Origin of the sequence: Paenibacillus sp. JZ16, assembly GCF_015326965.1 — a bacterium.
Lineage (GTDB): Bacteria > Bacillota > Bacilli > Paenibacillales > Paenibacillaceae > Paenibacillus_AQ.
The window spans coordinates 2291110-2304428 of sequence record NZ_CP017659.1; the positions used below are offsets into that span (position 1 = coordinate 2291110).

Below are 13319 nucleotides of genomic sequence, written 5' to 3' on the forward strand. Positions count from 1 at the left end.
AGAGACGCCCCTTACTTTATCCACCTAATCAAAACCGGATGCTTCTTTCCTCATCTTAGGCTGCATCCTTATCTTTAAAACGGCGGCAGTTACTTCCTATAGTTCCGAAGCGCAGGGGGCACTCCAAGTTCGAGGCTGATCGTCTGAAGCGCAACATTCAGCAGGGTGGCGTCCATAGCGACAACAAACATCGCTGCCACATACACGATGCACAATACCTTGTGCGGGTTCAGCCAGGTGCTCATGATCTATGCTCTGCTGACGGCCCGGTGTTGGCATACAGGCTTCGCGGCCGCAGATCAACCCAGTTCTCGTTGATAAAGGCTGTGCATTCCTCCCGCGTGCTAAGTCCAAAAGCCTCTGTCCAGCCGTTCGGAACAGCAGCGAAACCCGGCCAGAGCGAATATTGCCCTTCATGGTTTACCAGCACAAGAAACTTGCCGTCGACTTGCTCAAAAGGATTGGTCATGGATAAGTTCCCTCCTCTCCGATGTGGTCAGTCCTCGGGTTATAGCTGCCTCCAGCTTGCTTAGAATGCACTTGCCGATATAATCCAGTGGGCCCGGCTGGCATAAATCCTTATGCCGGCATTCAATATCGTGCCGCTCGATCTTACCGCCCACGTAAGCCCCCCACATCTCCGGTTCAATGGGATCGAACCAATCGGGGATGATCGTCGAATGGAAGAATAACATGTCTCCCTCAAACCGTTTCGGAACGTAAGCCTTCAACAGCTGCACCGAATTCTCATAGGTCGCCTTCAGATTCATGATCGTCCCTTCCTCAAGGGACGAGAGCGCGCTGCTCTCATTCCGCAGCAATTCAAGGGCGGCCGCTATGGTTAACGACGCGTCTCCAAGACCCGCTTCAATGCTCTCTCTGTCGAAGCCTCCCAACGCCAGCAGCGCGGTTAAAGCCTCGTCTTCATCGGGGGTTTCCTTGATCGGCAAATAATGACTTGGGTAAGCATCCAGTATGGCTAGCAATTCAATGTCCTCACCCGCCTCCTGCAGCTGTACCGCAATCGACTGAGCGACATTGCCGCCCAGAGACCATCCGAGCAGCCGGTATGGCCCTTGTGGTTGAAGAGAACGAATATGGTCGATATAGTCTTTTGTCATCTCTTCCAGTGATTTCGGCAGCTCCTCTGCTTGCGCAATCCCCCTCGCCTGTAAACCGTAAATCGGATAATCCATGCCGAGATGCTTCATTAAACCGGCGTAACACCAGCTTAATCCTCCTGCCGGATGCACGCAGAACAGCGGTATTTGTTCTCCATGCGCCCGAAGCGGAAGCACGACCTGCAGCGCGCTGTGTCCGCCACCCATCTCAAGCTTGTCGATAAGCCCCGCTACCGTAGGCGCTTCGAATAAAGCTGCTATGCTTAATTCTTTGCCGAGCGCTTCGCGAACCCGGCTGATAAGCCGGACAGCCAGTAGCGAATGGCCGCCGAGCTCGAAGAAGCTGTCATCGATACCCACCCGTTTGACTCCCAATATCTCCGCAAATAACTCGCATAACACTTCTTCCTGCGGAGTTCGTGGATGGCGTCCATCGGCATCGGGCCCCATATCTGGAGCCGGCAACGCTTTGCGATCGAGCTTCCCGTTAGGCGTAAGCGGCAGCATGTCCATAAATACGAACGCCCCGGGAACCATGTAATCAGGAAGCATTGAGGCCGCATAACGGCGCAGCTCAGCACCTGCAGACAACTCGCCGCCGGGCTTGCTCACAACATAAGCCGCAAGCCGGCGATCCCCGGGCTGATCCTCGCGCACGATGACTGCCGCCTGAGCGACATCGGCATGACGTGTGAGGACCGATTCGATCTCGCCGAGTTCGATCCGGAAGCCGCGTATTTTCACCTGATGGTCGGACCGCCCCAAATAATCCAGTGTACCGTCGGCCAGCCGCTTCGCCAGATCTCCGGTTCGGTACATTCTCGTCCCCGGCGGACCATACGGATCGGCCACAAAGCGGTCGGCGGTCAGATCTGGACGACCCCAATACCCCCGCGCAAGTCCTGCACCCGCGACATACATCTCTCCAATTACGCCATACGGAACCGGCCGAAGCTTGGAATCCAGGACATATACCCTAAGGTCCGGAATCGCTTCTCCGATCGGACTGCCGGCTCCCGGCAGCGCAAGGTTCCGGTTTAATTCCATATAACTGACGTGCACAGTCGTCTCTGTAATGCCATACATGTTGATCAGACGCGGGGCATCGTCGGCATGACGCTCATACCAATCCGTGAGCCGTCCGAGCTCCAAGGCTTCACCGCCGAACACAACATACCTCAGCGATAGTTTCTGCTGCCCCAGTTCCGCCTGCTCTCGATCCGCCTGAATCAACGGATAAAACGCCGAGGGAGTCTGATTCAGCACGGTTACGCCTTCCCGGACCAGCAAGCTCAACATGTCGTTCGGCGATCTGCTGGTCGTATGCGGAACAACCACGAGTCGACCGCCGTGCAAGAGAGGCCCCCATAATTCCCATACCGAGAAATCAAAGGCATACGAGTGGAATAAGGTCCATACATCAGTCTCATCAAATTGAAACCAATGTGCGGTAGAGTCAAACAATCGGATGACATTCTGATGCGGTACAAGCACGCCCTTCGGTTTGCCGGTAGACCCGGAAGTATAGATGATGTACGCGGCACTCAGCGGCGTAAGGGGCCTGTGACGTTCATGGTCGCTTGGATTCTCATGAGAGTAGCTCTGCACCCGTGAAGCTTGTTCAGGTTCATCCATGACAACATGCTTTATGCATGCGAAGCTCGGCAGCTGATCCATCACCTGAACGCTCGTAATGACGCATACCGGACAAGCATTCTCGATCATGTAAGCCAGCCGATCCTCCGGATACTCCGGATCCAGCGGCAGGTAAGCAGCCCCTGCCTTAAGTACAGCCAATATGCCGATGACCATGTCCAACGAACGCGGCAAGGCGAGCGCTACGATCTGATCCGTCCCGATGCCGGAGGCAATTAACAAGTGAGCAAGCCGATTGGCTCGCTCGTTCAACTCACCATAGGTAAGCGATAAACCATCATGGACAATCGCGTTCCTTAAAGGCGTGCGGATGACCTGCTCCTCAAACCGCTGAGGCAAGGTTGCCTGCTTGGTAAGAGGCAGTGGAGCGCTCCACTGTCGACGGGTTTCCTCACGCTCATGAACGGTTAATATATCGAGTTGACTGATGGCTTTACTTGGTTCATTGGCAGCACTCTCCAATACGCGCACATATCGTTCCGCCATCGCTTCCGCCGTTCTGTGCTCGAACAAATCCGTACTAAATTCGATCATACCGTGAACTCCGTCAGGTTCGCCGTGCATATCCCGCCGCTCCGTCAGCTCGAAGGTTAAGTCAAACTTCGCGGTACCTACGCTTTGCAGCTGCAGTTTCGAGCTGACTCCCGGCAGTTCAAGCGAAGTTTCCGGCGTATTTTGCAGTACGAGCATCACTTGGAAGAGAGGATGTCTAGACCTGGAACGCGGCGGATTCAATGTCTCGACAAGCCGCTCGAACGGCACATCCTGATGCTCGAAAGCCGCCAGGCTCCTCTCCCGCACCCGCTGCAACAGCTCGTCGAACGATGGGTCATCTGATGTGTCGACACGAAACACAAGCGTATTGATGAAGAAACCAATCAATTGATCCAGACTGTCGTCATTCCGGCCCGAGACCGGACTGCCGATCGGAATGTCCGTACCTGCACCCAGCTTCGTAAACAGCGCAGCCATCGCTGACTGAAACACCATGAATAAAGACACCCGATTGCTCTGCGCGAGTGTATTCAGCCGCCGATGCAGTTCACGCGAAATCGGAAACGACACGCTTCCGCCCTGATAGCTGGCAACAGCCGGCCTCGGATAATCGGTGGGCAGCTCCAATTGCTCCGGTAAATCGCAAAGTGCCTCAGTCCAATAGTCCAGCTGGCGGGCAATCAGACTGCCCTTATCGCCTGTGCTGCCAAGAAGCTTCTCCTGCCAAACGGCATAGTCTGCATATTGGACCGGTAACGGAGACCATTCCGGCTCACTCCCCAGGCGCCGTGCCATATAGGCATCCGATAGGTCGCGTGTCAGGGGGGTAAGCGACCAGCCGTCGCCAGCTATATGATGCAGCAGCAACAACAGGACAAACTCTCCATTCCCCAGTTTGAACAACTCTGCCCGCAGTGAAGTTTCGGTGGCAAGCTCGAATGGGTGCCTGACGGCTTCCGCCAATCGATCGGGCAGCGCCGAGTCAATGATTTCGGTCACGATCAGTTCCGGTCGTGCCTCCTCGGCATCCAGGATGTGCTGATAGGAAGTCCCGTCATGATCCGGGTAAACCGTGCGCAGCGTTTCATGACGAGCGGCCACATCACCCAGCGCCATCCGCAGCGCTGCCAGATCAAGCTCACCTGACAAGCGAGCCACGAGCGGAATATTGTAGGTCGGGCTCGGACCCTCCAGGCGATATAAAAACCATAACCGCTGCTGGGCAAAAGACAACGGTGGATACTCAGTCCTTATCACGGGACGTACAGCCACTCTGGCCTCTTGCGCATGATCAAGCCGTTTGACAAGACTCGCGGCCGTCGCTGTTTCAAATAGGCTTCCTATGCTAAGCTCCACGCCGAAGGCCTCCCTGACTCGTACCATCACCCTTCCGGCAAGCAGGGAATGACCGCCGAGGGCAAAGAAATCATCATCAATGGTAACCCGCGATAAACCAAGCACCTCGGCAAAAATCGTGCAGAGCATTTCCTCCTGCGGTGTCCGCGGCATGCGGCCGCCCGTTAACGGATGATCCGGTGCAGGCAGCGCCTTGCGATCCACCTTCTTGTTCGGCGTTAACGGTAGCGCGTCGAGTGCCACGATGACAGACGGGACCATGTACTCGGCCAGCTTCTCTGCGGCATAATCCCGTATTTCTGCTGCATTGATGATATTTGAAGCAGATGGCGATGCTACGATATAAGCAACAAGACGGCGATCACCGGCCCGATCCTCGCGGATGATGACGCAGGCCTGCTCCACCTCCGGATGATCCACAAGCACGGACTCAATCTCTCCCGTCTCGATCCGGAAGCCGCGCAGCTTGATCTGATGATCGGCACGCCCCAAATAATCAATCCAGCCGTTCTCCAGCCAGCGGGCAAGATCGCCTGTACGATACATCCGGGATCCGGGAGGACCAAAGGGATCCGCTACAAACCGTTCCGCTGTCAAATCGGGGCTTCCCAGATACCCCCGGCCAAGACCCGAGCCTGTAATGTACAGCTCGCCCGTTACGCCTGGCGGAACCGGGGACAGTGACGAATCAAGCACATATAACCTCGTATTCCAGACGGGCCCCCCAATGGACGGCTTGTCCCGTTCATAATCGAGCTTGGCCGCTGTCGAATAAATCGTTGTCTCCGTCGGTCCATATTGGTTATTCACTTCGCAGTTCAGATCTTGAAGCGCAAGCTTAAGTCCCACCGGGAGCGCCTCACCCCCGGTTATGACTTTGAGACGCTCAAACTTTCCTGGACGGCAAGCGACAATGGACTGCCACAACGTCGGGGTCGCCTGCATGATGGTCGCCCCCGTTTCCCGAATTCGGCCTATGAGAGCCGCTGCGTCGAGAATGGTATCCCGCATCACGATGTCGAGCGTCGAGCCGCATGAAAGCGGCAGCAGCACTTCCATGACCGAGATGTCGAATGACATCGTGGTAACCGACAGCCAGCGATCCCGCTCCCCTATCTCCAATCGCTCACGCATATCCGACAGCAGATTGGAAAGTCCTTCGAACGTAAGCAGGACGCCCTTGGGCCGGCCCGTTGATCCGGAGGTATAGATAACGTAGGACGGGTGAAGCGGCAGCAGCGGACTTATGCGATCAGCATCAACAGGGTTATGAAACGCCTGCTGCTCCAATCGCTGAAGGGTAGCCGGAGCATCCAGCATAACCACGTCCTCGTCTTTCATGATAGCTGCGAAGCTTCCGGCCAGATCTTGTGTCGTTATCAAACACGCAGGCTTTGCATCCTCAAGCATATAGGCGATCCGTTCGTCCGGATAATCCGGATCTAACGGCAAGTAAGCCGCACCAGTCTTATGCACGGCAAGGATCGCAACGATCATGTCCGCCGAACGGGGCAGGGAAAGGGCAACGATTCGTTCAGGACCTATGTGGGAGTCAATAAGCAGGCGGGCCAGGCGGTTCGCTCGCCTGTTCAGCTCTTCGTAACGTAGCGTTAATCCCTCGCATACCACCGCCTCCGCCTGCGGGGTACGTGCCACCTGCTCCTCGAATAATTCCGGTATGCTTAACTGCGGTAAGGGTCGTGCCGTATCATTCCACTGAAAAAGCACCTTGTCGCGTTCTTCCGGCAAGATGAAAGCCACGCTTCCAACAGGATGGTCCAGCTCCGTTTCGGCAAGACTGTCCAGCAAATACAAATAGCGATGTAAATGGGAAGCTAACTCCTCCAGGCTATAGATCAACGGATTGGCATCCATATCGACTCTCAGCCCGCTTCCATCCAAACTTCCATATACGTTCAAGGTCAGGTCATCCACCGGACCGGAAGCCAGGTTACGGACGATGCCGCCACAGCCTCCAAAGTTCAATTCCGAAGCAAAGGGCATCACATTAACGAGCGGTCCAAATAACCTGCGGTTATCAGCAAGCAGCTTGAGATCGCGCCGGATATCCTGATGTCTGTAGCGCTGATGCCGCTTGATCTCGCGAATCTCCCGTGCGACCTGCTGCAGCAGGTTGATTAGACTCATATCGGGCCTAACGCGCACTCGAAGCGGCAGCACATTCATGACCATCCCTGGAATACGGATGGAGGCCGAACCTAAGCGGCACATCACCGGCAATCCAAGAACAACATCCTCTGCGCCTGTTATTCGATGTATATACAGAGCCGTTGCAGCCGCTATCACGTCCGGCCAGCTTGTCCTTGATGCTTGCGCGGCCGCCTGTATGCGATGGATCGAAGATCCAGGAAGCTGCACCGAACGGCGCAGGAAGCTTCGCGCCGAACGCTGTGCCTGCCCCCCTAAGCTGACGATCTCCGGTTCATCGGCAAAGCGCCGCAGCCAGAATTCGCGATCCGAGTCGAGCTGCTGCGACATGCGGTATGACGTATCTTCTTCCAAGATCATGCGAAACCTGCCGAACGCGCCTGTGCCGGAAGATACGCCCCCCGCCAATTCCGTGTAGACTTGAGAGACTTTCTGCAGCAGAAGCGATACGCCGAACCCATCGATTACGATATGATGAATGCATTGATACCAATAGTAGCGGTCGGCGGAAATCTTGAACAGCGCCTCCGTAAACAACGGCCCTTGGCTTAGATCCACCGCTTGATCAAGGTCATGCATCATCCAGCTTTGGGCGGCATGAACCGGATCCTCATTTCCGCTGACATCCACCACATGAAGCTGCCAATCCGGAGATGGATCAATCGACTGCCAAGGACCGTCCGTATCTTCGCCGAAGTGAACATGCAATGCTTCAGCCTCCCCGACCACCTGACGTAAAGCCCTCTCGAACAGAATCGGATCTACAGGTCCTTGTATTTCAATGCATTCCGCCGTGTTGAATATCGGGTTGACCGGGTCAAGCTGCTGGGCGTACCATATCCCCAGCTGCGCTCCGGACAGAGACCAGCGCTCCTTCTCCCGCTCAAGCATATCCATCCCTCCTTACACCGTATAATAATCATAATTAGGCCGCGACAAGCTTAGCCTATTTGACAGCAATCCCCACCAGCCCGCCAATGTAGGCAGCTCTGCCATTTCCACAAAGCTGATGTCGATGCCCTCGCGCCGTAACCGCTCGGCCAAACTCATGATCCGAATGGAATCCAGCCCCCAGTACTCAATCAGATGGTCGTCTTCACCAATATTTGACGGCTGCTCCTGCAGCAAATCCGCTACGTTCTCTCGCAGCGTTTGCAGCGTCAGCAGCGGTTGGACCTTCGCAGAATTCCCCGTATTCCCCTCTCCGCCCGGAGCTTTAGAATGCTCCGAGATAGAACGCTGCTCTTGAGTTAACGAAGCAACCAAACGTTCCGTGGTCAGCGTAACAGCGCAGCGTTCGGCAGCATAAGTCAGCGCCAGGCGATGCTTCTCTTCCGAGAAATCGGCAAGGGCATCTGCAATGAAGAATGGCTGAATGTCTTTCATAAAAGCTTCGGTTGCGGTCAGCAAACATCCAATATGGGCGTATATCCCGCAGATCATCAGTTGGTCGCGGCCTAACTCGCGCATCATTTCATGCAAATTGGTTTTCTGGAAGGCGCTGTATCTCCATTTGGTTAACAGCAGATCCCGTTCGTCCGGCGCCACCGCATCCACGAACTTTTTCTGATAAGGACCGTCATTGATGCCGGATCCCCAGAAATCCTGCAGCAGACCGCGCTGCTCCGGTGCTTGTCCGCCAGGCTGTGCCGAATAGATAACGGGAATGCCAAGCTCGGCGCAACAGGACCGAAGTTTCTGAATATGGGCGATCAGCTCCACGACAGGCGATTGATCCGGAGTGAACGCATCGATGAAATATTGCTGCATATCGTGGATGAGCAGCACGGCCCGGTTCGGATCTGCCGTCCATGCCACCTTATTCTTGGGCAGATCCGCCTCCCCTGGCATGGGATAAGGTAAAATTTTTGGAAGTGCCATCATATCTCCTCATTTCTAGGTTAATTGGACATATTCACCCGAACGTCATGATTCTGTAACGCTAGTTCACGCAGACTCTTTTTGCTTACCTTACCGACACCCGTGTGCGGGAAGGAATCCATAAACTCCACCCGATCCGGGATTTTGTACGCAGCTAGCCCTCTATTTCTAAGAAAAGCCTTCAGCTCATTGCCGCTAACCGCAGCATCATGGACAATAACGAAGGCACAGGTCCGCTCGCCCAGATACTCGTCCGGCATGGCGACTACAGCTGCGTCGTGAACGCTCGGATGGGCAAGCAGATGATTCTCGACCTCCTCGGCCGCAATCTTGTCGCCACCGCGGTTTATCTGATCCTTCGAACGGCCTTCGATTACCAGATATCCTGAAGGCGTCAAACTCGCCAGATCCCCCGTTCGATAGAAACCGTCTGTGGTAAAGGCTTTTTCGTTAAACTTGTCCGCTTTATAGTAGCCGCGAATCGTATAGGGTCCCCGCGTCAGCAATTCACCGACTTCACCGGGAGCCACCTCCACGTCATCCTCATCGACCAGCCGCACTTCGTCATACGGAGACATCGGACGCCCTTGCGTATGCACCGTTATATCCTCCGGATCATCCAGTCGGGTATAATTCACCAAGCCTTCCGCCATCCCGTATACTTGCTGCAGCGTACATCCCAGCACCGTTTTTACCCGCTTGGCTGCCTCTGCGCTGAATTTGGCCCCGCCTACCTGCAGCACCTGCAGATTCGACAGGTCATCCGAACGGGACTGTGCAGCCTCAAGCCAGATTAAGGCCAGGGGCGGAACGACCGCCGTCATGGTTACGCCCTCGGAGGCGATCAGCGGGAACGCCACCTCCGGACTCGCGGACCGGGCAAGGACGACTTTCCCTCCCGCATACAGCGTCCCCAGCACGCCCGGCGAGCTAAGCGGAAAGTTATGGGCAGCGGGCAGTACCGCCAAATAAACGCTATCCTTATCCAGCGAGCAGATTTCGGCGCTCATGCGCAAGCTGTAAATATAGTCGTCATGCGTGCGCGGAATAAGCTTCGGCAGTCCGGTCGTCCCGCCGGACAGCTGCAGGAACGCGACCTCGGCGGGATCGGGGCCTTCCTCGTCTAAACGGCGAGAAGGACTGCCCGCATCATCGAGATACAGGTCATCCAGGGACAGAAATGCCCCCGAGGCCGGGCCGCCCGCAACGATGACATGGCGCAGCGAAGGAACCGATGCCTGGACTTGAGCTGCTAAGTTCCGATAATCATATCCCGAATCCTGATCCGGAATAATATAAGCGGCCGCTTCGCTGAAGCCGCATAGATATACGATTTCGCTCCGGCGATGAACAGGCAGGGCGAAGACGGGAATGGCCCCGATGCGGAACAGCGCAAATATCGTATCGAAAAATGGCGCGATATTCGGAAGCTGAACGATAACCCGTTCCCGCGCCTTGATTCCGAGCTTAAGAAATCCCGCTGCCAAGCGGTCCACCCGATTGTCCAGCTCGGCATAGCTTGTATGCTGATCGCCGCTCACGATCGCAATCCGATCCCCGTGTTCCGCCGCACGCTTCCGCAGGAGCGCTCCAAACGTTTCGCCCTGCCAGCATCCTTCTTCCCGATAACGGGTTGCAAACTCCTCCGGCCAAGCCTTACAACCTGCCAACATTCCTTATTCCTCCCCTAAAATCGTTGTCTGTTGTTCGTTCAAGCCCATGGCTGCCAGAATCGTACGGAATTTGGCCGACGTCTCGGCCAGTTCGGCTTCCGCATTGGAGCCTGACACGATTCCGGCTCCCGCAAACACCCGCAATAAGGTTCCTTCTGTTTCCGCGCAGCGAATCGTTACGGCCCACTCGCCGTCTCCGTTAGCATCCGACCAACCGACGGCCCCCGAATAGAAGCCGCGATCAAACGGCTCAATCGCTTGTATGGCATCCCTGGCCGCATCGGTCGGCGTGCCGCAGATCGCCGGTGTCGGGTGCATCGCCAGGGCAAGATCCAACGACGTTACCGAATCATCCTTCAGGATGCCGTTGATTTCGGTAGACAGATGCCACATGGCATTCGTGTGGATGAGGGAAGGTTCGGCAGGAACCTCCAGCTTGCTGCAATATGGCTGCAAAGCCGACGCCACTGCATCAATCACGATGGCATGCTCATTTCGGTCTTTGGCGGATGACAGCAGCGCTGCAGCCCGCCGCTGGTCTTCAACGGGATCGGCGCTTCGCGCCGCAGAGCCTGCCAACGGATTTCCTTTGATTCGCTGCCCCTTCTTCGTAATTAGCAGCTCGGGGCTAGCGCCAAACAGCGTCCTTGTGGATGCAACGGCGTCCGGACTTGAAGTGTGGGACAATTCGGGTGCCAATGGAACGGCAAATGTATATCCATGGGAGTGATGGTAAGCTAAGTGATTCAATATATGAGGAATGGACAAGGCATGAGGAAGCGTGATATCCAGGGTTCGGGAAAGCACCGCTTTATGGAGTTTCTTTTGAGAAATGAGCTCCAGCAGCCGGTTCACGCCTTCCTGGAACGCCGCCGGTTCGGGAACGGACAGTACGTGATAGCTGGAAATGCGAGGCCTTTCCGGGGCTTGTCCTGTAGAGAATAGAAGGGAATCATGCCATTGAGCCGAAAGCGGAATAAACAGGCTCGCCGGTTTCACTATGTCAAAAGGGATGGCGCCTACAACAACGGCGTTCGGCCGTCCCGATTGCTTGGCGCGAACCAGCAGTTCCGTAACGCGTTCTGACAATGATCTATGGTCGTTCCCTGAAGGAACCGGAAGTCTCGAATACTCTCCATGCGTTAACAACGTCTTGCGCGGGGATGAGAAGAAGAAGGACGAACCGACCCGGTATTGTTCCATAAGTTGCGCAGCCTCGGCTGCGGTTGGAGTTTCATAGTGCAACATTTCAGTCTCCTCTCTGCTTATGAGCCTACCATTTATCGAATTAGTAAAAAGAATAAAACGCGCGAAGCCTCAGCAGCCCAACGTCGCACCGCCATCCACGCATACATCCTGCATGGTCATGTGCCGGGCACGATCGGATACGAGAAATACGACGGCATCCGCAATATCGGAAGGAAGCGCGATTCGACCCAGCGGTATGCCGACACGGTAATCATCCAGCGACCCTGCGATGATGGGCTCTGCGCCCTGATCATCCTTCCATAGCAAGCGCTGCATCCCGGTGTCCGTAGAACCCGGGGAAACCACATTGCAGCGGATGTGATGACGGGCATATTCCAGCCCCAAACACTTCGTGAACATCGTAGACGCTGCCTTGGATGCCGCATAAGCCGACATCTGGGCCCGCGGAACTTTGGAGGCATTCGAGCTCACGGTCACGATAGCTCCGGAATTACGGCTCGCCATCCGCCTTACGACGGAGCGTGACGTATAGAATACGCCGTTGGTGTTGACGTTGAAATGCTCCTGCCAATCCTCGTCACGAAGCGACTCAACTCCACCGATTCGCAGCACTCCGGCAACGTTAACGAGAATCTCGATCGGACCGAGCTCCTCCTCAATCCGCTCGATCATCTCTTCAACCTCGGCACTGCAGCTGACATTTGCCCTGTAAGCCGCAGCCTGTACACCTGAGCTGCATAGATCGGCCGTAAGGCGGATCAACTCGGCTTCCTTCTGATCGCATGCCGCAACGACAGCTCCTTGCCGGGCGAGGGCTCGTGCCACCGCTTCGCCAATCCCTTGGGCGGCACCGGTCACGAGGGCTACTTTCCCGCTAATACCTGTTAACTTCAAGGTGATCACCTCCTTCATCTTGAGGAAAAAGTGCAAATCGTAACCCTCGGCTAATGAGGACAGGCAGCACTGAAAGATGTCCCTCATCCTCAAACTGATTGAATTCGGCTTGGATGCCATACGCAGACACAGCAGCCAGACGCTCGGCGAGCTCGGATGCGCTGATGCAATTGCCGGTGACATGGGACCTCTCGTGCTCTCCTGCGCCAAGCAGCAGTCGAACATGGCAAGGCTCTTCCTTGACGCGTTCGACAAAGCGCTGCTCCAGCTCTTGTAAATATTCCTGATTCCAATGGATAGAAGGGCTGCCCGCGATATAACACGAGAATGCCTGCGGTTTGCTGAACATGGCATAGAGCGTGAACAGCCCGCCAAGGGAATGGCCGAATATCGTCTGACGACGGCAATCGATGTTAAATTCGCTCTCGATCTGCGGTTTCAGTTCCTCCTCGATGAATTGCAGGAATTCAGCCGCTCCGCCCTGTTCCGGGACGGAGGCGCTATCCCACTTGTGCTTAAAGTTCGTGTTGGGGTAGGGCGTGTAATCATAGAACCGGTCCGGAGCATACTGCCCCTCCGTCTCGTAACCGATGCCGACTACGACCGCCGGCAGTATCCCTGTTTTGTCCGGTCTGTGGCACTGCAGGCGCAGCGTTTCGACCATCGTGTGAAACACGCTGTTGCCGTCTAACAGATAGATGACCGGATATCCTGACGGCGGAGCCTGCCCCATCGGCTGTGCGGCAATGATTCGATAGCGGCGCTTCCTTGCCCTCGAGCGCATCACCCAATGCTCCGCATGGGGCAGCTCTACGCTGCGCCGCAGCATATCAACGGAAGGCGTATGATTGCTCATGTCGTGCCT

At 55.7% G+C, this 13319-nt stretch carries 8 protein-coding genes; all 8 read right to left on the reverse strand.

Features of this window, described 5'->3' with window-relative positions:
• Positions 1 to 89: 89 nt before the first annotated feature.
• Positions 90 to 245: a hypothetical protein gene (locus BJP58_RS10430; RefSeq protein ID WP_194545160.1), complete on the reverse strand. Its 156-nt coding sequence runs from the start codon at positions 243 to 245 to the stop codon at positions 90 to 92.
• Positions 242 to 469, reverse strand: coding sequence for an MbtH family protein (locus BJP58_RS10435; RefSeq protein ID WP_194543864.1), 228 nt, complete (start codon positions 467 to 469; stop codon positions 242 to 244). The genes BJP58_RS10430 and BJP58_RS10435 overlap by 4 nt, the downstream gene beginning before the upstream one ends.
• Positions 453 to 7688, reverse strand: coding sequence for an amino acid adenylation domain-containing protein (locus tag BJP58_RS10440; protein ID WP_194543865.1), 7236 nt, complete (start codon positions 7686 to 7688; stop codon positions 453 to 455). The genes BJP58_RS10435 and BJP58_RS10440 overlap by 17 nt, the downstream gene beginning before the upstream one ends.
• A gap of 12 nt (positions 7689 to 7700) precedes the next feature.
• Entirely contained in the window at positions 7701 to 8678 is a 978-nt protein-coding gene (locus BJP58_RS10445; RefSeq protein WP_194544901.1) for an isochorismatase, read from the reverse strand.
• 20 nt (positions 8679 to 8698) lie between these two features.
• Positions 8699 to 10351, reverse strand: a complete 1653-nt coding sequence (locus BJP58_RS10450; protein ID WP_194543866.1) for a (2,3-dihydroxybenzoyl)adenylate synthase — start codon at positions 10349 to 10351, stop codon at positions 8699 to 8701.
• Positions 10352 to 10354: 3 nt separating this feature from the next.
• The gene (gene dhbC / locus BJP58_RS10455; RefSeq protein WP_194543867.1) at positions 10355 to 11599 is read right to left on the reverse strand and encodes an isochorismate synthase DhbC; all 1245 of its coding nucleotides are present in this window, start codon (positions 11597 to 11599) and stop codon (positions 10355 to 10357) included.
• Positions 11600 to 11668: 69 nt separating this feature from the next.
• Positions 11669 to 12454, reverse strand: a complete 786-nt coding sequence (locus tag BJP58_RS10460) for a 2,3-dihydro-2,3-dihydroxybenzoate dehydrogenase (RefSeq protein ID WP_194543868.1) — start codon at positions 12452 to 12454, stop codon at positions 11669 to 11671.
• On the reverse strand, positions 12435 to 13310 hold the full coding sequence (locus tag BJP58_RS10465; RefSeq protein ID WP_194543869.1) for an alpha/beta hydrolase: 876 nt from the start codon (positions 13308 to 13310) through the stop codon (positions 12435 to 12437). The genes BJP58_RS10460 and BJP58_RS10465 overlap by 20 nt, the downstream gene beginning before the upstream one ends.
• Positions 13311 to 13319 lie beyond the last annotated feature (9 nt).

Bases quoted from the DNA above. Each gene is read 5' to 3' on its own strand.
- BJP58_RS10465 (WP_194543869.1), bottom strand. From the start codon at position 13,310: ATGAGCAATCATACGCCTTCCGTTGATATGCTGCGGCGCAGCGTAGAG.
- BJP58_RS10435 (WP_194543864.1), bottom strand. From the start codon at position 469: ATGACCAATCCTTTTGAGCAAGTCGACGGCAAGTTTCTTGTGCTGGTA.
- BJP58_RS10445 (WP_194544901.1), bottom strand. From the start codon at position 8,678: ATGGCACTTCCAAAAATTTTACCTTATCCCATGCCAGGGGAGGCGGAT.
- BJP58_RS10450 (WP_194543866.1), bottom strand. From the start codon at position 10,351: ATGTTGGCAGGTTGTAAGGCTTGGCCGGAGGAGTTTGCAACCCGTTAT.
- dhbC (WP_194543867.1), bottom strand. From the start codon at position 11,599: ATGTTGCACTATGAAACTCCAACCGCAGCCGAGGCTGCGCAACTTATG.
- BJP58_RS10430 (WP_194545160.1), bottom strand. From the start codon at position 245: ATGAGCACCTGGCTGAACCCGCACAAGGTATTGTGCATCGTGTATGTG.
- BJP58_RS10440 (WP_194543865.1), bottom strand. From the start codon at position 7,688: ATGCTTGAGCGGGAGAAGGAGCGCTGGTCTCTGTCCGGAGCGCAGCTG.